This is a genomic window from Pseudazoarcus sp. NS34 (assembly GCF_059703725.1).
In genome coordinates this window covers 610,852-632,505 of sequence record NZ_BAAKIZ010000001.1, presented here as the reverse complement: position 1 = coordinate 632,505, position 21,654 = coordinate 610,852, and the positions used below count along the sequence as shown (strand labels likewise).

General features: G+C 63.1%; 23 protein-coding genes. 2 read left to right on the top strand and 21 right to left on the bottom strand.

Annotated elements, in window-relative coordinates:
• Nucleotides 1–5: 5 nt before the first annotated feature.
• The 13 genes from AC6H0N_RS03045 to phnC all read right to left on the bottom strand — a co-directional run bounded on the left by AC6H0N_RS03045 (nt 6) and on the right by phnC (nt 12,112).
• Nucleotides 6–2,201 carry an OsmC domain/YcaO domain-containing protein gene (locus AC6H0N_RS03045; RefSeq protein WP_497572577.1) on the bottom strand — a complete coding sequence of 732 codons (2,196 nt, stop codon included), beginning with the start codon at nt 2,199–2,201 and terminating at the stop codon, nt 6–8.
• Between the two features lie 244 nt (nt 2,202–2,445).
• Nucleotides 2,446–2,871 (bottom strand): hypothetical protein, encoded by a 426-nt coding sequence (locus AC6H0N_RS03040; RefSeq protein WP_497572576.1) that lies wholly within the window; start codon nt 2,869–2,871, stop codon nt 2,446–2,448.
• 221 nt (nt 2,872–3,092) lie between these two features.
• Nucleotides 3,093–3,329 carry a hypothetical protein gene (locus tag AC6H0N_RS03035; RefSeq protein WP_497572575.1) on the bottom strand — a complete coding sequence of 79 codons (237 nt, stop codon included), beginning with the start codon at nt 3,327–3,329 and terminating at the stop codon, nt 3,093–3,095.
• 74 nt (nt 3,330–3,403) lie between these two features.
• Nucleotides 3,404–4,168, bottom strand: coding sequence for a hypothetical protein (locus AC6H0N_RS03030; RefSeq protein ID WP_497572574.1), 765 nt, complete (start codon nt 4,166–4,168; stop codon nt 3,404–3,406).
• Nucleotides 4,169–4,625: 457 nt separating this feature from the next.
• Complete coding sequence (locus tag AC6H0N_RS03025) at nt 4,626–6,506, bottom strand: ATP-dependent nuclease (protein ID WP_497572573.1); 1,881 nt, start codon at nt 6,504–6,506, stop codon at nt 4,626–4,628.
• Nucleotides 6,507–6,963: 457 nt separating this feature from the next.
• Nucleotides 6,964–7,194 carry a hypothetical protein gene (locus AC6H0N_RS03020; protein ID WP_497572572.1) on the bottom strand — a complete coding sequence of 77 codons (231 nt, stop codon included), beginning with the start codon at nt 7,192–7,194 and terminating at the stop codon, nt 6,964–6,966.
• A gap of 12 nt (nt 7,195–7,206) precedes the next feature.
• Complete coding sequence (gene yidD / locus AC6H0N_RS03015) at nt 7,207–7,410, bottom strand: membrane protein insertion efficiency factor YidD (RefSeq protein WP_497572571.1); 204 nt, start codon at nt 7,408–7,410, stop codon at nt 7,207–7,209.
• 83 nt (nt 7,411–7,493) lie between these two features.
• A complete protein-coding gene (locus AC6H0N_RS03010; RefSeq protein WP_497572570.1) occupies nt 7,494–7,628 on the bottom strand; it encodes a zinc ribbon-containing protein in 135 nt (44 codons plus the stop codon).
• Nucleotides 7,629–7,739: 111 nt separating this feature from the next.
• Nucleotides 7,740–8,300: a peroxiredoxin gene (locus tag AC6H0N_RS03005; protein WP_497572569.1), complete on the bottom strand. Its 561-nt coding sequence runs from the start codon at nt 8,298–8,300 to the stop codon at nt 7,740–7,742.
• Nucleotides 8,301–8,572: 272 nt separating this feature from the next.
• Nucleotides 8,573–9,565, bottom strand: coding sequence for an NAD(P)-dependent oxidoreductase (locus AC6H0N_RS03000; RefSeq protein ID WP_497573238.1), 993 nt, complete (start codon nt 9,563–9,565; stop codon nt 8,573–8,575).
• Nucleotides 9,566–9,570: 5 nt separating this feature from the next.
• On the bottom strand, nt 9,571–10,380 hold the full coding sequence (gene phnE / locus AC6H0N_RS02995) for a phosphonate ABC transporter, permease protein PhnE (protein WP_497572568.1): 810 nt from the start codon (nt 10,378–10,380) through the stop codon (nt 9,571–9,573).
• The gene (gene phnD, locus AC6H0N_RS02990) at nt 10,377–11,243 is read right to left on the bottom strand and encodes a phosphate/phosphite/phosphonate ABC transporter substrate-binding protein (RefSeq protein ID WP_497572567.1); all 867 of its coding nucleotides are present in this window, start codon (nt 11,241–11,243) and stop codon (nt 10,377–10,379) included. Before phnD ends, phnE begins: the two co-directional genes overlap by 4 nt.
• On the bottom strand, nt 11,240–12,112 hold the full coding sequence (gene phnC / locus AC6H0N_RS02985; protein ID WP_497572566.1) for a phosphonate ABC transporter ATP-binding protein: 873 nt from the start codon (nt 12,110–12,112) through the stop codon (nt 11,240–11,242). The genes phnD and phnC overlap by 4 nt, the downstream gene beginning before the upstream one ends.
• A 111-nt stretch (nt 12,113–12,223) precedes the next feature.
• Between phnC and AC6H0N_RS02980 the strand changes: the two genes are divergently transcribed.
• Nucleotides 12,224–13,099: a LysR substrate-binding domain-containing protein gene (locus tag AC6H0N_RS02980; RefSeq protein WP_497572565.1), complete on the top strand. Its 876-nt coding sequence runs from the start codon at nt 12,224–12,226 to the stop codon at nt 13,097–13,099.
• Between the two features lie 30 nt (nt 13,100–13,129).
• Here the strand turns inward: AC6H0N_RS02980 and AC6H0N_RS02975 are convergent, their stop codons facing one another.
• The 6 genes from AC6H0N_RS02975 to AC6H0N_RS02950 form a co-directional block, all read right to left on the bottom strand.
• The gene (locus tag AC6H0N_RS02975; protein WP_497572564.1) at nt 13,130–13,957 is read right to left on the bottom strand and encodes a penicillin-insensitive murein endopeptidase; all 828 of its coding nucleotides are present in this window, start codon (nt 13,955–13,957) and stop codon (nt 13,130–13,132) included.
• Between the two features lie 41 nt (nt 13,958–13,998).
• Nucleotides 13,999–15,189, bottom strand: coding sequence for an alpha/beta hydrolase family protein (locus tag AC6H0N_RS02970; RefSeq protein ID WP_497572563.1), 1,191 nt, complete (start codon nt 15,187–15,189; stop codon nt 13,999–14,001).
• Nucleotides 15,190–15,312: 123 nt separating this feature from the next.
• Nucleotides 15,313–15,867, bottom strand: coding sequence for a hypothetical protein (locus tag AC6H0N_RS02965; RefSeq protein WP_497572562.1), 555 nt, complete (start codon nt 15,865–15,867; stop codon nt 15,313–15,315).
• Between the two features lie 313 nt (nt 15,868–16,180).
• Nucleotides 16,181–17,137 carry an SdiA-regulated domain-containing protein gene (locus AC6H0N_RS02960; RefSeq protein ID WP_497572561.1) on the bottom strand — a complete coding sequence of 319 codons (957 nt, stop codon included), beginning with the start codon at nt 17,135–17,137 and terminating at the stop codon, nt 16,181–16,183.
• A gap of 106 nt (nt 17,138–17,243) precedes the next feature.
• Nucleotides 17,244–17,750 carry a cupin domain-containing protein gene (locus AC6H0N_RS02955; protein WP_497572560.1) on the bottom strand — a complete coding sequence of 169 codons (507 nt, stop codon included), beginning with the start codon at nt 17,748–17,750 and terminating at the stop codon, nt 17,244–17,246.
• 109 nt (nt 17,751–17,859) lie between these two features.
• Nucleotides 17,860–18,753 (bottom strand): LysR family transcriptional regulator, encoded by an 894-nt coding sequence (locus AC6H0N_RS02950; protein ID WP_497572559.1) that lies wholly within the window; start codon nt 18,751–18,753, stop codon nt 17,860–17,862.
• Nucleotides 18,754–18,770: 17 nt separating this feature from the next.
• On the opposite strand from AC6H0N_RS02950, the gene AC6H0N_RS02945 reads away from it, so the two are divergent.
• Complete coding sequence (locus tag AC6H0N_RS02945) at nt 18,771–19,655, top strand: LysR family transcriptional regulator (RefSeq protein ID WP_497572558.1); 885 nt, start codon at nt 18,771–18,773, stop codon at nt 19,653–19,655.
• Between the two features lies 1 nt (nt 19,656).
• Here the strand turns inward: AC6H0N_RS02945 and AC6H0N_RS02940 are convergent, their stop codons facing one another.
• Both AC6H0N_RS02940 and AC6H0N_RS02935 read right to left on the bottom strand, forming a co-directional pair.
• Nucleotides 19,657–20,055: a tautomerase family protein gene (locus tag AC6H0N_RS02940; protein WP_497572557.1), complete on the bottom strand. Its 399-nt coding sequence runs from the start codon at nt 20,053–20,055 to the stop codon at nt 19,657–19,659.
• Nucleotides 20,056–20,188: 133 nt separating this feature from the next.
• Entirely contained in the window at nt 20,189–21,625 is a 1,437-nt protein-coding gene (locus AC6H0N_RS02935; RefSeq protein ID WP_497572556.1) for an aldehyde dehydrogenase family protein, read from the bottom strand.
• Nucleotides 21,626–21,654: the final 29 nt, after the last annotated feature.

The following is a 21,654-nucleotide window of genomic DNA, read 5'->3' as shown; positions in this document are numbered from 1 at the left end:
TTGCCTCAGCCGGCCGCCGCCGTGCGCGCCGCGTGCAGCTTCTTGTAGCTGTCGATGCGGCGCTGGTGGCGGTCAAGGCCTTCGAGCTTCATGCTGGTCGGCGTCAGGCCGAAGAAGCGCACGCTGCCGTCCACCGAGCCCATGGCCGCGTCCATCTTCTCGTCGCCGAACATGCGGCGGAAGTTGGGCTCGAAATCGGCCAGTTCCAGCTCGTCGTCCAGCACCACTTCCAGCACCACGTTCAGCGCCTGGTAGAACAGCCCGCGCTCCGCCGTGTTCTCGTTGTACTGCAGGTAGGCTTCCACCAACTCCTTGGCCTCTTCGAGCTGCCGCAGCGCGAGGTGCACGAGCAGCTTGAGTTCCAGAATCGTCAGCTGGCCCCACGCCGTGTTCTCGTCAAAGTCGATGCCGATCAGCGTGATGATGTCGGTGTAGTCGTCCAGCTCGGCCTCTTCCAGGCGCTGCAGCAGCGCTTCCAGTTGGGCGTCGTTCAAGCGGTGCAGGTTGAGGATGTCTTCGCGGAACAGCAGCGCCTTGTTGGTGTTGTCCCAGATCAGGTCTTCGACCGGATACACCTCGGAATAGCCCGGCACCAGAATGCGGCAGGCCGTGGCACCGAGCGTGTCGTACACCGCCATGTACACCTCGTGGCCCAGGCCTTCGAGAATGCCCAGCAGCGTGGCGGCTTCCTGCGCGTTGCTCTCCTCGCCGTGGCCCGAGAAATCCCACTCCACAAATTCGTAATCGGCCCGGGCACTGAAAAAGCGCCACGACACGACGCCGCTCGAATCGATGAAGTGCTCGACGAAGTTGTTGGGCTCGGTCACCGCGTTGCTCTCGAAGGTCGGCCGCGGCAGGTCGTTCAGGCCCTCGAAGCTGCGGCCCTGCAGCAGTTCGGTGAGGCTGCGCTCCAGCGCCACTTCCAGGCTCGGGTGCGCGCCGAAGGACGCAAACACCCCGCCCGTGCGCGGGTTCATCAGCGTCACGCACATCACCGGGTATTGCCCGCCTAGCGATGCATCCTTCACCAGAACCGGAAAGCCCTGCTTCTCCAGCGCGTCGATGCCGGCCTGAATGCTCGGGTACTTGGCCAGCACCTCGGCCGGCACGTCGGGCAGGGCGATTTCGCCTTCCAGAATCTCGCGCTTCACCGCCCGCTCGAAAATCTCGGACAGGCACTGCACCTGCGCTTCGGCCAGCGTGTTACCGGCGCTCATGCCGTTGCTCAAATACAGGTTGTCGATCAAGTTGGTGGGGAAGTACACCACCTCGCCGTCCGACTGGCGCACATACGGCAGCGCGCAGATGCCGCGCGCCACGTTGCCCGAGTTGGTGTCGTACAGGTGCGAGCCGCGCAGCTCGCCGTCGGGGTCGAACACGCTTAGGCAGTGTTCATCCAGCAAATCATCCGGCACGGCATCGTCCGCGCCCGGCGCAAACCAGCGCTCGTCCGGGTAATGCACGAAGGCCGCGTTGGCAATCTCCTCGCCCCAGTACTGGTCGTTGTAGAAGTGATTGCAGTTGGCCCGCTCGATGAACTCGCCCAGGGCCGACGCCAGCGCACTCTCCTTGGTGGCGCCCTTGCCGTTGGTGAAGCACATCGGCGAGTGCGCATCGCGAATGTGCAGCGACCACACGTTGGGCACGATGTTGCGCCACGACGCAATCTCGATCTTCATGCCCAGCGCCGCCAGGTTGGCCGACATATTGGCAATGGTCTGCTCCAGCGGCAGATCCTTGCCGGCAATGAAGGTGCTCGCGTCCGTATCCGGCGTGAGCGTGAGCAGCGCCTGCGCGTCGGCGTCGAGGTTCTCCACCTCCTCGATGATGAAGTCCGGCCCCACCTGCACCGCCCGCTTCACCGTGCACCGGTCGATGGACCGCAGAATGCCCACGCGATCCTTCTCCGACACATCCGCCGGCAGCTCCACCTGAATCTTGATGGTCTGTTTGTAGCGGTTCTCGGGGTCGACAATGTTGTTCTGCGACAGGCGAATGTGCTCGGTCGGGATGTCGCGCGCATCGCAGTACAGCTTCACGAAGTACGCCGCACACAAGGCGGAAGAGGCGAGGAAGTAATCAAACGGCCCCGGCGCCGAGCCATCTCCCTTGTAGCGGATGGGCTGGTCGGCGATTACCGTGAAGTCGTCGAACTTGGCTTCGAGGCGAAGCTTGTCGAGGAAGTTAACCTTGATTTCCATGCGGGGGAGTCCTGAGAGGCGGGTGGGGCGAAGGGGCCATTATCGAGCGGTTGGAAGAAACGTCTCGGTACTTCGCTTAAGACGCACATGGGTTTGACGGAGCGAAAAAGGGGCGACTCCGAGTCGGAAGTGGCGCGGACAGGATAAACGACACCGGCTCGCTGAGAGGGTTGATGCTCATTCTGAGACGAAAACTCCGAAGATATCGTTTAACTTCAAACGGACTCGGGAGCGGAGGGTTGCCTCACTCTCCTCTATTTAGCTCTTTCTTCAATTGCTGCGCACGATCGGCCCATCGCTCCTTCTCCTCAAGAAATTTGGCTGCACCGGCCGCATTGGTCAATTCCGCGCGACGCAAAAATTCGCCATACATCGCTTCCAGACGCGAAGCAGCGCGCAAGAGCTTCCGTGAGTCTTTACCACGCATGACATGAACTACCGTTGGGGTATTCCGACCGAAAGGCCCCCTACCTTCCCACTCGTCACGGAGTACTTGGAGAGTTTCGTCGTGCATGCTGACCATATTAGAGTCCCAGAGAAACCAGTTCGTGTACGCCCAAAGCGATGTCCAAAAGTACACCGTGGCTCCAATGCCAAGCCAGCGACCGGCAGCGCCTACTTCAAATGCAAACCAGATTGCGATGAGTATCGAAATCCCATTTGCGATCATGAATTTTCCAGGAGTCATAAACTTCCAGCTAAGCGAAAGTTGACGCACACGGATTGCGCCTAGAGTCTCGAACCGGAGCCCTCGAAAGCCGACATAGGTGAGGCATGCGTAGCGAATCAATGGGGTCAGTGTCGTTGATCTCTTGCAGGACGGCTGTGCGGGATAGGGCGCAAAATCAACCACTCTGACCCCATTGGTCTTGGCTCTGTGGATTTCAATCCTTACCTTGGCACAATCAATCGTCGTTCGATGAATTCGCCGACCGACATCTGCGGATCTGTCGAGGCGGCCAGTCGCGCTTGGCTGTAGACGCTTTGCGTGACTTCGATTTCCTTTGCTTGCAAGCAGCGCTCAAAATTCAGTCGAGCGACTCCTTGGTACGAAGCGTCGCCCTGGAAGAGTTGTCCGAGCTTTGTCGATGCACGCGTTTTGTACGCAAGACGTTCGAAGAGATTCATTACGATGTTTCCAAAAAAGCTCAACCTTCAAGATCAATAGGGTCAGTGTCATTGATCCCACTGCTCGTTAGATTCTAATTTGCGGAGATGCAAAGTCCGATGTCATCTGTCAAGCGTCCAATAGCCACCTTAAGTCGCTCAAACTCTTCGGCGCTAATTTTTGGGGCATCCACTTCGGAGTTTAGGGTCAAGGTATTTCCTTCTGGTATTTGAACCGAATCGGATTGCCCGGCTGGTTGGCTCTTTATACTATTCTGCAAATGACTCTGAAACTGTTCAAAGTTTGGTGCGGTGCTTACAGCTCTTTTTCTAAGCCTGTCAAACAAAACAAACTCAATCCTATTCAGGGCTGAGTTAAGCACGGATACTGCGAAGTCATGTGCCGTGCCACTCCCTGATGGAGGTCTGATATATTGCAGTGCTGTTTGATGGTTAATCCCCTCTGCAAGCCCATGTATGCAATATGTCGCACCAAACGCTTTCAGGTATGCGTCGTTCTGCTTCTCCGTGCCGTAGTAACTTGAGAGAAGAGCGGATACTCCAGCCGTTAGCGCGCCGAGCCCCGCGGCAGGAAGCGAGTGAGCTACTGCGCCAATGGTGCCAACGGTCCCGGCTGCAAGATTGACTTCTCCAAAAGTCCACTCTTGCTTTTCCATTCCTGCGACATTGTCTAGTTTCTCGGCCGTTCGCCTACGGCTCAAATCAACGAACTCTTGAATGGTCTTGGCGCCTGATATTTCAGTTGGATTGTTCAGAGTCGGTCGTAAGGTGGAGCAGGCGCTTAGAAAAATAGCAGATGATAGTGTGGTCGCAATGGCAAATACTTTTGTCATTTTCATCTTGATCTCCGCATAGTGACTGAGCCGAAGCTGTTTCCTTTCTTGCGCGTTCTGGCTAGAGGCAAGTGTCGCAGACCTATCTCTCCTGAATTCTGTCGAATTGCAATGTCTGACACCAGATTGCTGAGTACAACTTCAAGACCTGATTCTGCGCACGGAGCTGATCAATGCGCCACGGTATAAATTCAAGACCTGACCCCAGTTCCTTCTGAGAACTTGCCGAGAACTTCTCGCATGTCCATTTGCTGACTTTTTGCTTGGTCTAGTTGGGGCAGCACCGAATAATTTCTGGTGCACGCAGTTGCTAACGCGGAGAGCGCTAAAAGCCAGAGCAGTCGTGTTACTCGACTTCGCATCTCAGTTCCTCAATGCAAGATCAATAGGGTCAGTGTCATTGATCCCTGGCCGCAGGGTTAAGCAGCGAAGAACGCAAAATCAATGACTCTGACCCTATTGATCACCGACCTTTTGCTTTGGCCAGAATTTTCAAGAGAAACTCAGGTGTTGTACCTTCAGATTCAAGCGTTGCTGTCCGGTAGGCGAGCTGATTCTTCGCGAGACTGACGCCTGATGAAGTTTCAATTCTTTCGCAAGAAACGCCCCACTCTATCCAGTTGTTTGACAAAAAGTCTTCAAGGTGATCATTAAAAATTGCGGTCTCTTGAGCAATGATCGCAGACGGGAAGTCTTCCTCTTCTAAGCTGAAGTACTTGAGCAGAAGCCGATTGGCTGCCACATGATTTCTCCGCTCTTCATCTATCTTGTCCATAGTCTTCCCATTGGCGGTCGCCCTTGCTTCAAATCCACTATCAGCGTCGAAGAGCGCATAGACCGGGATGCCGATTAGAACAAGGATTGCATGCACGAGCGGGATCGATGTTTTGCCTCCGACTGGGACGATGGCGACGCCCGCTGCCTCCAGTGAGCCAAGAGAGGACCTATCCTCAATGCCGTAGAAAACCGAAGCCTCAGTTGTGCCTTCGACGAGGAATGCGCGATGTGCGAAGAGTGCCACGGAAAGTTGATTCGCCACGACGCCATCGAGCTGGCGGCTGACCATTTCTGCGTTTAAGACTCCATGCAGCTTTTCCTTTACGTCAGCTACTGTGGCTAGGTGAACAGTAACTACGGGACTGTCGTCAGACGATCGTGTCAGCCGCCTGACTTGGTCGAAGTGCCGAGCCTCAAGAAAGTACGGGCTATGTGTCGCATAGGTTACTTGTATGCGTTTATCGGCATTCTCGGCGAGTGACCGAAGCACCTTAGCAAAGGTCTGGGCTTGGATTGGGTGTTGAAAAAGTTCCGGCTCCTCTATCGCTAGGCAAATCACTCCATCTTCCGATGCCGCGCCAGACTGAGCCAATAGTTGGAGTGCGGAGATTAAAAGCGTGCGCTGAAATCCATGGCCCTGACGTTCGACCGCCGTTTCGGTTGCGCCATCAAGAACTGCTACGTCGAATGTAGTTCGGGGTGCCTTCAGTTCTACCTCAGCGGGTGTGACAGTGACCGCCCTGCCCGGCGAGTAAGATGCGACAACCTCATTGAGTTGAGTTGTGATGGCATCGAGTTGTCCCTTGAATTTTTCTTTATAGACTTGCTGTTGTCTCGTGCGAGACTCTTCGACAATTCGCGAAATTTCCTCATCGGCAGCGGCGCGATTTACCGACCGCTCGAGGATTCTGCCAATGATGCTCGACTTTCCATCGATTGATTCTTCGCTTGCGCGAAGGTCTGCAGTTACGAGGACGAAGTCGAAGAGGCCGCTCATCTTGCCACCGCTATTAAAACCGAAAAAATTGGTTTGCAATGCTTCGGGGGCATCCACAAGCTGGTCCGTGTGAGCAGCTTCCCATGTAGTTATTGCTTGCTCAATAGCCGCAGCAGTATTGGCGGCAGGCAAACCCAAGCCGGGATGGCATGTGCGCAGAGCGGTATAGAGTTCCTTCTTCGCGGCCGCGCTGCTTGCTTCTTTGAGTGCGTTGAACTCCGGGAAACTCTTCGCATTGGCTGAGAGAATATCGGCGCCAGCGGGTGACCGACGCTTCCAGGCGGTAAATGAGGCGACCCCTTCTGGTACATATTTCCCAAGAGCTTCACGATCCCTATCCGTCAGGTCAGCGAATGTGATCTGAACCTCGATGTCTTCGTCAATCGCGCCCGAAGAGCAATCCTTGTCAGTCAGCGATCCAGGTCTTCCGTTGAAAAACCAGTCGAGTGCGCGAAGCACGGTGGACTTCCCTGCACCGTTGGGTCCAATGAAGGTGGTGACGGAGTCGAAAGGAATCTGGACGTCCTTCAAGGCGCGAAAGTTTTTGATTCGGACGGTTTGGATTTTCATCTTTTTCTACAGCTTGTGAGGTGGGCCGACATACATGCCGCTGGAAGTCTGTTGGGTATAGGATTTTGCCGGCCCCTATCGCACATGGAGCCCGTTAGCCTTTAGACGACCAGCCATCCCTTACTTCTGGGTTCCGCATAATGTATGCATTTAAGCCGTCGCCGGCGTCTGCAAGCGATTTCATTTTGTTGATGTGAGTCTGTCCAACTTTGGAAGCGCGGTATTCATAAATCAGCGGCCCCGAAAACCTTACCGTTATCCAGTCGTCGCCATAATCATAGGCTGTGACTCCAGAATCTCCGTTTACGTCGCGATATGGTTTCATAGCTAATTCCTTTCTGAGTTTAAGCGACAACATTGACTCGATTTGTCGGTTAGCGATTATGTTTGGTTCTGAATTTAGACGCGGATGGGGCTTTGCGCGTATTGACGATTTAGTAGTTGTATTTTCTGGATCCTATTCTGATTTTCGGAAGATGGCCATGTCGTATCGAACGTAACTGGCTTTTCCGCCAAGCAAGGCGGATAGGCATCCCGGTTGAACTTCAATGTTCACATTGTTGATCTGAACGAACTCCCAGCCGTTCTGAGCCCCTTGATTAATCAACTTCTCAAGTTGGTTGCTGACGTCCGTGGCAGTTTGACTGTTTTTTATCTTTCCGATGAACGGAATTACGCGATACGTCATTGAGGTTCGCTCCTAAGGGTGGTCAATGCCGCCATTTGGTGGGCGGCAGCGAATAAGGCGCTTTATTCCTTTTGAAATGCCAGATCTTATGCCATGTTTGTCAATGGAAATAAGCATGTACTGTGAGCAAGATGGTTCAAATCGACAGCAGCGGCGAAGCCTCTTCGGAGCTGTGCGCTGATACAGTCGGATTGCCAAAATGGCAAGTTTCTTCATGAAGAGGAGGTCCCGCTTCTGTGGTGGCGTCTTAAGGGCGGTTAGTGCCGTACTTTGCTCTAACCGCCCTTGATACGGCTGACTTATGGGCGGTACTGAGTGCCATTGCATCGGGGGCAGGGTGGCAGTGTGTCCGTGTGGTCATCTAGAACGACCGTCTGCCCGCACTTGGTGCAAACGTACCGTCCCTTTCCAGGCTTTTCTCCAGTTGAAGACATCGTGTTCTCCTGTGGTTATGCCCCGTGCTTGCGATTCGCCACAGGGGGACATTTCTGTGACGTTTGTGCATGAAGACGTTGAGGTTTACACGTACCTCGCCTCCAACCGGCTTAGCGACTTTGGCGTAGCCACTCCACCGTCTCCTCCGCGCTCCTATCCGGCGGAAACACCGGATAAAACACCTTCACGATATTCCCGCCGTCGATCACCAGCGTCAGCCGCTTGTACAGCTCCACGCCTTCCACCTCAAACGTCGGCAACCCCAACGCCGCCTTCAGCTTCAACCCCTCATCCGACAGCAACTGAAACGGCAGATGCAGCCGCTCGCGGGCTTCTTGCTGGTCGTCGGTGGTTTGCGTGCTGAGGCCGAATACGCCGGTGTTGAGTGCCTGGAGTTCGGCGTAGTGGTCGCGGAAGCTGCAGGACTGCGGGGTGCAGCCGCGGGCGCCGGGGATTTCGTTCCAGCCGTCGGGCAATGTGCGGTCGGGGCGGCCGGTCATGGGGTAGATGTAGACCACGTGCCGGCCGGGGAGGCGGGCGAGGTTCACCAGCGTGCCGTCGGTGACGGGCAGGGTGAGGTCGGGCAGGGTCATGCCGGTGAGGTGCGCGGCGGCGCCGTCGTCTTGCGGCACGGGCAGGTCGTCGGGCAGGGTGGTGAGGCCGCTGGTCATGGCGCGTTCCGCTCAGGCAGGCCTCAACCTTAGCGCAGCTTTCAAAATTAATCAGATATGCATTGCGTGTGGGGGTGACATCGTTCCGGGTTGGGGGCGGCGGTGGGGAGCGGCGTGCAGTTCGTAGGGGGATTGGCGCAGCGTCATCTGCCGGATGGTGGTGCTTCGGCGGAAGCTTCATCCGGCGCAATGCGCTGCGCTTATTGCGCCCTACCTGGGGTGGGGTGCGGGTTGCGATCCGACGTCCGCGGGGCGGGCCCGCGGACGGTGGATCAGGCGGCCAAGGGATGCGGCAGGTTGATTGCGTCGCAGGGGTGCTCGCCGTTGAGCACGGCGATGATGCTGTCGGCGGTGCGGTGCTCGATGGCGAGGCGTACGTCGCGCACGGCGGAGCCGAGATGGGGCGTGAAGAGGGTGTTGGGCTGTTGCAGGAGCAGCTGCGGAATTTCGGTCGGCCGGTCCTGCACGCCCCAGTCTTCGCACTCGAACACGTCGGCCGCATAGCCGCCGAGCTGTCCGGCGGCGAGCGCGGCGGCAACCGCCGCTTCGTCGACGACCGAGCCGCGCCCGATGTTAATGAGCAGTTGCCCGCGTTTGCCGTGGCGCAGTGCCGCGGCGTCTACAAGGTGGCGCGTGGAAGGCGTGAGCGGCAGGGCGACGAAGACGAAATCGGCGGCTGCCATGGCGGCTTCGAGCTTCGCAGGCTCGGCTGCGCGGTGACGTGCGGTGGCATCCACGGAGAGGATGCGCGCGCATTCGAAGCCCTGCAGCCGATCGATGATGGCGCTGCCCACACGGCCGGCGCCAAGCACGGCCACGGTGGAACCCCTCAGGCCCATGCCGTAAAGATGGGCGCGCCAGCCCGTGTAGACGTCGCGGCGCACGTAGGCGTCGCCCTGCTTGACGTGGCGGGCCAGCGACAGTGCGAGCCCCACTGCCAGTTCGGCCGTGGGTTCGGTGAGGAGGTCCGGCACGATGGTCAGCCACACGCCGTGGCGCGTGCAGGCTTCGACGTCGTAGGCGTCGTAGCCCTTCAGCGCGCAGGCGACGATCTCCAGTTCGGGGGCACCGGCAAGCAGCGCCTCGTCGACGCTGTCGGTCATGAAGCCCATCAGCGCATGGGCAGAGCGAAGCTTGGTGGCGAGCACGTCCGGCGCCCAGGGCTCCACGGATTCGTTCATGTCGACATGGGCATGCGCTTCCAGGCGGCGACGCACTTCGTCGTACAGCGGGTTGGTTACGACGATTCTTTTCTTGGTGTTCATTGCGTTCACTTGAGCTTTTTCCTCAGGGTTGAGCCGATGCCGTCTACGACGATGACGCAGGCCAGGATGGTGAGCAGGATGGCGGCGACTTCGTCGTACTTGATGAGGCGCAGTGCAGCCATCAACTCGAAACCGATGCCCCCGGCGCCGACGATGCCGAGGACTGCGGATGCACGGAAGTGGTATTCCCACCGGTAGATCGTGATGTCCGCGAGCTGGGGCAGCACCTGCGGCAGCACGGCGTGGGTGATGACCTGGAAGCGCGTTGCGCCCGCCGCGTGGGCGGCTTCGAGCGGCTTGGGGTCGACGTGCTCGATGGCCTCGGCATAGAACTTGGCGACCATGCCGACCGAGTGGAAGGCGAGCGCCAGCACGCCCGGCAGCGCGCCAAACCCCACTGCCGCCACGAACAGGATGCCGAGGATGATCTCGGGCACCGAGCGCAACGCGGCCAGCACCGTGCGCGTGATGCGATACAGCAGCGCGTTGGGCGTGGTGTTGGGCGCCGCGAGAAGCGCCAGCGGCAGCGATGCGATCATTGCCAGCGCGGTGCCGGCGATCGACATCGCCAGCGTATCGACCAGCGGGCGGATCCAGTGGTGCCAGCGTGTGAAGTCCGGCGGCACCATTTCGGAGGCGAGCTGCGCGATGGCCGGCGCGCCTTCGATGAAGCGGCGGGCGTCGAAGAAGCCAGTGATGGCGAGCGCGACGAGACACGTGACGACGATGCTCGCCACGAGCCCCAGCGTGCGCCACGACCGTGACCGCGCCGCAGCCAGGATGTCCGAATAGGAGGCGGCTGCGGTCGTCATCATTTCACCTTCGCCAGATCCATCTTCAGCACCGTGGCGGTGTCGCGCAGGATGTCGTAGGCGCTGTCGTCGGTGGCGTGGAAGGCTTCGACGCGGAAGGCTTTGAGCACCGCCTCGTCCTTCATGTTCAGGAAAGCCGCGCGCAGCGCCTGCTTCAGCTCGGGGTCCAGGTCGCCCTGCATCACGATGGGGTAGTTGGGAATGGGCGCGGACAGGTCGAGTTGCACGACCTTGGCCGGGTCGATGGTGCCGCGGGCCACGAGGGTGTCGAAGATGGCTTTCGACAGCGCCCCGGCGGGCACCTGCCCGGCCTGCACCGCCCGCGCTACCGCATCGTGCGTGCCCAGATGAACCGGCTTGTAGTCCTTTTCGCCGTCGAGCCCGGCCTTCTTGAGCAGGTGCGCGCGCGGGGCGAGATGGCTGGACGTGGATGCCTGGTCGCCGAATGCAAAGGGCTTGCCGCGAACATCTTCGAGCGACTTCACCGGACCGCCCGCGGTGGCGATGAGGACCGAGTTGTAGGTGGGCGAGCCGCGCTCGACACCCACCGCGAAGGGCTCGATGGCGGACGCCCGCGATTTGGCGAGCACGTAGGAGAACGGCCCGAAGTAGGCCACGTCGATGCGGCCGAAGCGCATCGCCTCGATCATCGACGAGTAATCCGTCGTGACGATGATCTCGATCTCTTTCTTCAAGGTCGTTTCAAGGTAGGACTTCAGCGGCTGGGCGTTCTGGATCAGCGTGGCGGCGTTCTCGTCGGGCAGCAGCGCGACGCGCAGCCGGGAAGGGTCCTTGGCATGGGTCAGCGAAACCCCTGCGAGCATCGAGAAGGCCAGGGCGGCGGCAACAAAATTGCGGCGGTTCATGTGGAAGCTCCTGCAGTGAGAAAGAAGGGATGGGCGGGCGCGGGGCTTGCGCTCCGGCTGGATGAATTCGGCTCGTAGAGCGCGATGGCGGCTTCGGAACTGAGCTCGGCGGGCGCGCTGTCGAAACAGATCGCCCCGCCTTTGAGCCCGATGATCCGGTCGGCAAACCTGCGCGCGAGGTCGACCTGATGCAGGCTCACGACGGCAGTGAGCCCGTCGCGGCGGCAGATGTCGTGCATCAGGGTGAGGAGGTGTTCGGCGGTGGCCGGGTCCAGGCTGGCGACCGGCTCGTCGGCGAGCAGGATGCGCGGTTGCTGCACCAGCGCCCGCGCCACCCCGACGCGTTGCTGCTGTCCGCCCGAGAGCTGGTCGGCGCGATCAAGTGCGCGGTCGAGCAGGCCCACCCGCTCGATGGCGGCCAGCGCCCGCTCCTTATCCTCACGCGACCACGGACGCAGCGTGGCCAACGCGTGGTGGTAGCCGAGACGGCCCATCAACACGTTGGTCAGTACGCTGAGGCGGCCGATGAGATGGTGTTGCTGGAACACCATGCCGGTGCGCCGGCGGTGCAGGCGCAAGGCGCTTCGGTTGGCGAGCGTGCCGATGCCATCCACGTGGACGCTGCCGCCGGTGGGCGTGACCAGGCCGTTGAGGCAGCGCAGCAGCGTTGATTTGCCCGCGCCCGAGGCGCCGAGTAGCACGTTGAATGAGCCGGTTTCAAACGCCACGCTGCTGCGCAGCAAGGCACGCGTGCCGTTGGGGTAGCTGACTTCGAGGTCTGCAGTGCTCAGGGCAACGGACGGCGGCCGGGGGGACGGCTGAAATCCGGGGCCCCGCGTGTCTGCAGTGGTCTTCAAGAGTGCTTGCATCGCATCCGACTCCTCTTCGAGGTGGTGGGGATGCATGCATTGTCGGGAGCGCATGTGACAGAGGTATCAATCAAACCGTCACATCGGCCGACTAACCTATCGACCAGATCTATGAGTGCACCGACCTCCTCCGAACTCAAGGCATTTGCCGCAACCGCCCGCACCGGCAGCATGTCTGCCGCGGCACGGCTGCTGGGTATTCGCCAGCCGACCGTCTCCGCCCACATCGCGAGCCTTGAGCAGCTATGCGGACTGGAGCTTTTTCATCGACGCGGCCGCGGTGTTGTGCTGACCGAGTTCGGCACCCTGCTGCAGGAAGCAACCAGCCGCATCTACCGCGCCGAGGAGCAGGCGGCGCAGCTGTTGCTGAGTGCGCGCGTGCATTTCCAGGGCCACCTGCGCATCGGCGCGATTGGCCCGTACAACGTCACGCCGATCATCAAGACCTTTCGCGCGGCCTATCCGGGTGTGCGGGTGAGCGTGCGCATGGGCGATTCGCGCACCATCGTCCAGCGCCTGCTCGACTACGCCGACGACGTCAGCGTGCTGTTGCAGAACATCGACGACGCCCGCGTGGTCTGCGTGCCGTTCCGGCGCCAGCCGCTGGTGGTGTTCGCGCCGCGCAACCACCCGCTCACGGATATCCCCGACCTGAGCATCGGGCATCTTGCAGGGCAGGAATTCGTGCTGCGCGAAGAGGGCTCGCGCACGCGCGCCGTGTTCGAGGCCGGCATGGCGGACGCGGGCGTGAACATCCGCTGCTCGCTGGAAATGGGAAGCCGCGAGGGCGTCAAGGAGGCTGTCGCCCAAGGCCTCGGGTTGGGCGTGGTGGCGGCTACCGCGTTTGCGCCGGATGACCGGGTGGTCGTCCTTCGGGTGAAGGGACTCGACCTGTCGACCCACGTGCATGTGGCCTGTCTGCGCGAGCGGCACGCGTCTCCGCTCATTGCGCGCTTTCTTGAAGCGGCGGAGGCGGTGCAGAACTGAGGTGTCGTCGGCGCGTGGCGGGCCAGGCGCTCAAGGCGCCCTGAACACGGCGTGGCAGGCGGGTGGCAGCTCTCGGATCGGCAGCACTTCGGATGCCTTGCGTGGTGTCGGGGCGATGTTCTCGCAGCCGTCACCGGGGGGCGGCTCGGGCTGGTCGATGCATTCGTGGGCCCCGGGCGGGCAGCGCAGGCGCACGTGCAGGTGTTCGTCGTGCGCGGGCCAGGGGCGGAGCTTGCGCAGCCAGCTGCGATCGGGCCAGTCGCGCTCGCAGGCGTCGCGCTTGATGGCGGCGTCGACAAAAACGCGGGCAACGCGCGGGTCGTCGGTGGCGAGGTAGATGAGCTGCGCGTGTTCGTTGGTCCAGCGCTCGTCGAGACGGCCGTCTGCGTTCACGAGGATGGGCTGGCCGATGGCTTCGCGCTGCTCGGGCGGCAGGCGCGGCAGGTCGAGCCGGAACCAGACGTCGACGTCGAGCCCGCTCTGGTGGCTGACGTGGCCGTATGACATGGGGCCGCCGCGCGGCTGCGCCATGTCGCCGACCAGGATCGGGCCGAAACCGACTGCATTCACGCGACGGCCAAGATCCTGCACGTACTCGATGAGGATGGGGTGGCCGAAGTGGCGGCGACGTTCGAGATCGACAGCCTGGTAGCCGGTGCCTTCAAGTGGCAATTGTTCGGCGCCGAGCAGGCAGGCCGCGCCGTGCGCGCCGATGATGCGCGGCGGGCCGGGGATGGGGCTGCTCACCGTAGACCAGTCGTCGAAAGCCTGCGCGGCCGAGGCGCCCAGAAAGGCAGTGGCGAGGACGAGTGCGGGCACGAACGCTCGCGCCCGCACCGAAGTGCGGGTGGAGGGCATGGGTCAGGCTTCCTGCTTTGAGTGGTGAATGGCGCGAGCGCTCATTGCTGCTGCGCTGCGAGCCATTCGAGGCCCGGGCGGTAGAGCATGTCGTGCTCGCCGTCGAACAGCACCAGTTCGGCCGGGCCGGAGCGCAGGTACAGCAGCACTTTGGCGTCGGCTTCGGCGAAATGCGCGAAGTCGCGCTCGCCATGCGTGGAGCGTGCGAGCAGTTCCTGGGGGACCTCGCGTTGCTCGAGGACGTGCTGGATGTGTTCCGGCGCAATGCGATCGGCCTCGTCGGCAAGGTCGTTGAAGGCATGCAGCGCGTGATCGGGCGGCACGTTCGGGTCGTTGATGCCGTGGGCGATCAGGATGCGCAGTTCGCCCGCCACGTCGGACATGTGCGCGCTCGGGCTGCGCTTCACGCATTCCTCATACGCCGGCGTGCCTTGTTGCGGGGCGCCGCCGCAGGCGTCAGCGATTTCGCCAGCGTACTTCTCGCCGCGTTCGTCGTTCCACTTGTGCCACGAGGGCAGGTCGTACACCGGCACCCATGCGGCGATGCCGGCGAACTCTGCGGGGTTGCGGGCGGCCAGGTGCAAGGCATTCATCGCGCCGCCCGAGTAGCCGAGCAGATAGACGCGGGAAGCGTCGACGTTGGCGTTTTCGCGGGCGTACTCAAGCGCGTCCTCCATGTCAGAAATGGCCAGATCCGACGCGGTTGATTCCGGGCGCCCGTCGTTCTGTCCGCGGAAGTCCGGGTGCATGAACACCCAGTCGTTGGCGACGGCAAACTGCGCAAGCGGGATGTCGATGTTCTGCTGGTAGTCGGCGCTCCAGCTGTGCAAAACCAGCAACAGCGGCTTTTCTGCTTCCGAACCGGAGTTGTAGAACAAGGCGGGCTGCGAGGCATCGTCAGCCGAGGAGGAGATCTCGATTTCCTTGATTTCGGGGACTTCGTCGCGCCAGGTGGCGACGTCGGCGGCCGTGAAGCCACCCGGGTAATTGGTTACACGCAGATGCTCGGAGGGATGCTGGAGATCGGCTGTGCCTGCATCGGGCGATGCGGCTGCCGGCGGCGCGGCTGGCGCGGCCGCGTCAGTCGAGGGAAGGCCGCTCTGTTCAACGCGAGGCGACGATTCGTCGCAACCGGCGACCAGGAATGCGCTCAACGCGAAGGTGAGTATCAGGGCGGGGGAGAAGCGCGAATTTGTCGCGCCTGGAGGTGGGGAAGGCTGACGAATGTTCATGTGGATGTCTCCTTTTCCGTCGGGAATGCCGGCGGCTACCGCCGGACGGGTCTGCGAGGGCTGCGGAGGTGGGGTGATGCGAAGCCCGGCGCGCCGTGGGGTGGCGCGGCCGGGCTGGGTGGATCAGAGGCTGCGGACGACGCGGTCGCTACCGGCTTCGAGCACCCGCAGTGCTTCGTCGGTTTGTTCGGCGTTGCGGGGGTGGGCGATGACGGCCCATTGACCGTGTTCCAGCGCTTCGCGCACGACCATGATGACGCGGCCGTGATCGGGCCGGATCGACACGGCACCCCCGATCAGCAGGCCGAAGGTGAGGCCGAAGCCGGCAAAAATCGCAAAGCTCAGGAGCGGCGAACTGACGATGGCCTGGACGCTGATGACCAGCATCACGCCGAACAGGATGATGCCCAGAAACATGCCCAGCAGGCCGGCGGCAAGGTGCGACTTGATCAGCGTGCGCCAGATGCCTTGCGACTCGGGCTCAAGTGCGCGCCCGACGCCCGATGCATAGCTTTCAGCACTGTCGGAAGGGCCCAGCACGCGCACCTGGGAGGGCTGCAACGGTGATTGTTCGACCAGACTTTGCGCTGCCCGGCGCGCCACCTCGTTGGAACTGAACAAGCCGGCAACCTTGGTCACCGAGCGCTCGCCAAAGAACACAGATTTGAGATTGAACATGATGTCCCCCCGTCCAATGCTGAATGAGGATGCCGGCGGCCGCGATTGCGTTACACCGAACCTCAGAACAGGCGAAATCGGCACCTGCTCATGCGCTGTTCGCCATGAGTACACCTTGGGACTTGCCCGACCCCGAATCAAGCACAGGGGCGGCTTCAAGGGTTACGTATTGTGTTTGCCGCGGCAGGATGCGGAGCGCGCGTGAAGAAGTGCCGGTTTGCGTAGGCCAGATAAGCGCAGCGCAGCTGCCGTTGGGCGTTTGGGGATGTGTTGCAGTGGGACGTCAGGTGCGCCGCCGGGCGGCTTACCTGACCTACGGGGAGGGCGCGGTATTCGCCTGTTTTGCCCAGCGCGCCGGCACGCTGCGCTCGAAGCGGTAGAACAGGTTGGGCTCGGACATGACGTAGATCGTGCCGTCGGGGCCGACGGCGAGGCCTTCGGCCTGGGGCACGCGCTGCTTGAGGCCATGGAAGCCGCGCCACATCGGCAGCATGCTGACCGGGTTGCCGGCGGGGTCGTATTCGACGATGAGGGCGGATTCGTCGCTGAGCAGCAGCAGGTTGCCGGTGGGCTCGTGCATGGTGAGCGAGGAGAGGTCGGTGACGAACAGGCCGCTGGCGTTGGCGGGGCGCCATTCCTTGATCTGCAGGTTGAAGTTGGCGCCGCTGAGCACGTCGGGCAGGCCGGAGACGGCGAGTACGCGCATCGGCGCCTTCTCCTGGCTGATGAAGAGGCGCTGCCCGGCGCTGTCCCACGAGATGCCCTCGAAGCCGAGGTTGTTGCTGGCGCTCAGCGAGAGGCCGAGTCGGGCGGTGTCGCCGACGTCGACGCGGGTGGTGTCGGGGCTGATTTCGACGCGGAAAACGGCCTGGTCGCGCTCATCGGCAATGGCAAAGATGCCGTCGCGAATGTGCGTGATGCCTTCGGGATCTTTGGTGCCGACCAGCTCGATGCTGCGCAGCAAGCGTCCGTCGGTGTCGAGTTCGAGGATGGCTTTGGGGTTCTTGTTGGTGATCGAGAACAGCGTGCCGGTGTGCTCGCTATAGGTCAGGCCCGAGGCGTTTTCATCGACGCCCTCGACCGGCAGGCCATCGATGGTGACGCGGTAGTGCGGCAGCCACACGCCGGCGTCCTGCCACTTTTCGGCCTGCGATTGCATGGCAAACCAGTGCCAGGCGATGCCGGGCAGCCGGTAGTGCCACGCGGCCACCGCAGAGAGGGTGAGTACCAGCGCGGCGAGGCCGAGCGTCCATTGTTTCTTGCGTCGCATTCGGGAATCCGGTTCGCGGGAGAGGCCGCATCTTGCGACAGCGAACGTCAAGGAAAGGTCACGAGGTGTTCGAGGAAATGTCAGCCGCCATGGTGACGCGCCGATGTTACGGTTTTGGACGGGAGGGACCCGTCCAGTAATCCTGCGCGCCGGAGGCGTCGCCGAAGTAATCAAAGCTGCGCGCGGCCTTGTCGCCGCCGGGCGCGCTGCCGGCAATTACGCCGAAGCAGCCGCGCTCGGGGTAGAGCAGCACATCGGGCTCGATCATGGTGCTGACCACGAGGTATTCCAGCGCGCAGTCGCCGTTGTTGATGAGCTGATGCGCATGCGCGGCGCCGGCCGGAGCACCCAGACAGTCGCCGGGGCCGACGTCGAAGGCTTCATTGGCGATGCGGTAACGGCCCGTGCCGGAGAGGATGAAAAGCAGCTCGTCGTTGGCCAGGTGAGCGTGCAATGGCCACGCGGCCTTGCCCGGCGGCACGCTTACGCGGCGTGCGCCGAGGCGGGTGAGGCCGAGCGGCGCGGCGAGTGCGGCGTGGCGTGCGGCGTGGGTGTGGCCGTCGTTGTGGCTGTGCCAGTCGAGGTCGGCGGGGTGCAGTATGGGCGTGGTCATGCGGTGACTCCATGGGCTCACCACGAGCATGCCCGCTCGCTGGCGGCATGCGCCGCAAATATGCTTGCCGCAATGTCAGCGGAATTCAGCCCGCGTGGCGCCGGGCGTGTCAGGCTGCCGAGAATTCCTGCCCGAAGGCCAGCAGGTGGTCGAGCGTGCGGCGCGCCAGCGGCTTCAATTGCCCGCGCGGGGTGAGCTCGATGGTGTAGTTGCCGGCCGCCAGGCGGCCGGGGTGGGCCGGGCGCAGCAGGCCGGCCTCGACATAGGCCTGTGCGGCGAGCGTGCCGACCAGCACCGGGCCTTGCCCGGCGAGGCAGGCTTCGACCGCGCTGACCGGATCGTCGAAAGTGACGGCGTAGCGGTGATCGGGCACTTCGCCAAACACCGACTCCATCCACTGCAGCCAGCACGCCGAGGTGTGGCGCACCAGCGGACGGCGGGTGATCTCTTCGGGTGTGAGGTCGCCGTGGCGCACCTCGGAGGCCGCCACGAAGGCGCCGACCGTGCCGTGATGCAGCAGCTGGGCGTTGGCGCCGGGTGGGGCGACACCGAAGTCGATGAACAGATCGGCGTCGGGGTTGGCGGTGACGCCGGGCACGCGGTTGGTGCTCAGCTCGAAACGCAGGCCGGGCACGCCAAGGCGCGCGCGCAGACGCGGCAGCAGCGGCGTGATCCAGGTGGCGCCGATCACCGGCGGCACGTCGAGGTGCACGCGCTGCAGGCTGTGCGTGCGCAGTGCGCTGGTGGTGTCGCGAAAGTCGGCAATCAGGCGCGCGAGTTCGGCATGGCAGGCTTCGCCTGTGGCGGTGGCGGCAATGCCGCGCCCGCGCCGCTCGATCAACGGCACGCCCAGCGCCCGCTCGATCTGGCGCAGGCGGTGGCTGACCGCCGACGGCGTGACCGACAGTTCGTCTGCCGCGGCGGCGACGCTGCCGAGACGGATCACGGCTTCCACGGCCACCAACTCCAGCAGGGGGAGATCGCGCAATAATGAGTGCTTCATCGAGCCAGGTCCTCCGGATGACGAATGTACCTCTTCCGCCCTTGCATGCGCTCGTCGCGTTCGAGGCGCTGGTGCGCAACGGCACGGTCGCGCAGGCGCTGACCGAATTGGGCGTGACGCGCGCGGCGCTGGCCAGTTCGCTGACGCTGCTTGAAGAGCGCACCGGCCTGCGCCTGCTGGTGCGCCACACGCCGTCGGTCGAGCTCACTGCCGAGGGTGCGGCCTATTACCAGGCGGTGTCGGTGTTTGCGCGCGGCGCGGCCGATACGTTGCACGCGCTCGACTGCGGCCGCGAAACCGAAATCCGCCTGGCGGCGAGTCCCGGCGTGGCACGGCTGTGGCTGGCGCCGCGGCTGGAACGACTGCGCGAGGCCTGCCCCGAGGTGGCTTTCAATGTTGGCGTCAGCGAGGCGCTGTCGGATCTCGACCGCAACCAGTGCGACATCGCGATCCGCTACTGCAGCTTCGATCCGCACGAGCCCGAGGCGCGCGAGTTGTGGGCCGAAGAGCTGGCGGTGATCGCGCCGGCCGCGCAGGTGACGGCGCTGGGCATGGCCACGCCCGCCGAACTGGTGTCGGACCACGCGCTGCTCGAACACCCGGCCTTCTCGTGGCGCGGTCTGACCGAGCGCTTCGGCCCCGTGCGCCGCATGCGCGAGCCCGACATGGTGTGCCACGACATGTACGCCATCCTGATGGCCTGCGCACGCGGCGAAGGCCTCGCCCTGCTGCCGCAGCGGCTTACCCGCAGCATGCGCCAGCGTCTGGGTCTGGCCGTGGCGCATCCGCTGCGCGTGCCGGCCAAGAGCTATGTGCTGCTGCTGTCGACTGCCGGACGCGAACGCCCGGTGGTGCGTGCCTGTGCCGACGTGCTGGCGGCGCTGGCCGATACGGCCGGCTGACTCACAAGGCCTCGGCCGCAGCGCGGCGTTCGGCCTGCGTTCGCCCGTCGTAGCCCCAGTCGGTGGCCGCGAATTCATGCACCACCACATAGGTCGCCTCGGGCAATGCGCCAAGCGCTTCGCCCAGCGCCGCGTGCATGGCGCGGATCATCGCCACCTTCTCCGCGACGCTATTGGTGCCTGCAGTGATGTGGATGTCGCAGTGCGCCGCGCATTGCCCGGCCGGAATCGGCGCGGCGCCGATGGTCCAGCCGGCAGACGGCACGGACTGGAACAGCACCGAGGTGACCTCGTGGCGCTTGCCCATCAGCTCGAAGATCAGGTCGGTGGCGCGGGCGCACAACTGCTGTTGCAGCGCGGCCGACGGCGTGGCGGTGGTGGTGATGCGGATGAAAGGCATGGCGGCTTTCCTGTTGTTGGTGCGGCGGTTGAAAGGATTTTCGTAGGGCAGGTAAGCGCAGCGCACCTGCCGTTGGGCGTGTGAGCTTGTGCCGCGGCCGATGTCCGATGCGCGCCTGCGGCATTTGCCTGACCTACGTGGCGTGAACGGGCATCTGAAAGGATCGCGTCTCCAGAAACTCCTCGATGCCGTAGCGGCCGAGCTCGCGGCCGAGGCCGGACTGGCGGAAGCCGCCCATTGGTGCGGCGACGTTGAAGGCGCCACCGTTGATGTCGATCTGCCCCGCCACCAGACGCGCGCCGAAGGCTTCGGCGTATTCGTCGTCACCGGCCCACACCGCTGCAGCCAGCCCGTAGCGCGTGCCGTTGGCAATGCGTGCGGCGGCGTCTTCGTCGCCATCCGGGTAGGTGAGGATGGCCAGCACCGGGCCGAACACCTCGTCCTGCGCCAGCGCGCTTTCAGGCGCGACGCGGCCGAACACGGTGGGCTGCACGTAGTTGCCGCCCAGACCCGGTGGCGGTTCCAGGCCGCCGCACAACAACTCGGCGCCGTCGGCCAGTGCGCCGCCGATGTACTGCCGCACGCGCGCCGCCTGCGCGGCTGACACCAGTGGCCCGAGCTTGCTGGCTTCATCCGCCGGGTCGCCGACGGTGAGCGTGGCGGCGGTGGCCACGGCGATGCGCGCGGCCTCGGTGTACAGCGATTGCGGCACCAGCAGGCGCGTGAGCGCATTGCAGGTCTGGCCGGAATTGAGCATGCAGCGATTGACCGTGGCGCGCACCGCTGCGGCCAGATCGGCTCCGGCCAGCACCACCGAAGCCGACTTGCCGCCCAGTTCCAGCGACACGCGCTTGATGCCGCGCGCGGCACTGCCGGCCACCAGCTTGCCGGCGGCGGTCGAGCCGGTGAAGGAGATCGCGTCGACGTCCGGGTGCGCGACCAGCGCTGCGCCGGTGCTGCGCCCCAGGCCGGTGACGAGGTTGAACACGCCGGCCGGCAGCCCGGCGGCGTCGACCACTTCGGCAAAGATGCGCGCATTGAGCGGGGCCAGCTCGGAGGGCTTGAGCACCACCGTGGAGCCGGCCGCCAGGGCCGGCGCGACCTTGGCCGCGATCTGGTGCAGCGGGTAATTCCACGGCGTGATGCAAGCCACCACGCCGACCGCCGTGCGCGCAACGCGCGAGTGATCGATGCGTTCCTCGAACGCGAAATCATCCAGCGCGGCCGCCGTGGCCTCGAACACCTCGACCGGCAGCGTGGCCTGGATGCGCCGTGCCATGCGTATCGGCATGCCCATTTCGGCGCTGATGCACTGCGCAATGTCTTCGGCGCGTTCGCGCAGCCCGTCGGCGATCCGTCGCAGTGCGGCGGCACGTTCGGCCGGCGCGGTGCCGCACCAGCCCGGCAGCGCTTCGCGGGCGGCGGCAACGGCGGCGTCGACGTCGAAGTAAATTGCCGCCGGTACGCTGCCGAGCGCCTGGCCGGTAGCCGGGTTGAGTACCTCGATGCGCTCCGGGCCGACGGTGTCGCGCCAGCGTCCGTCGATGTAATGGGTGGTGTGCTGTTGCATGCGCAGCCTCGTGCTCGTGAAGTGCAGAC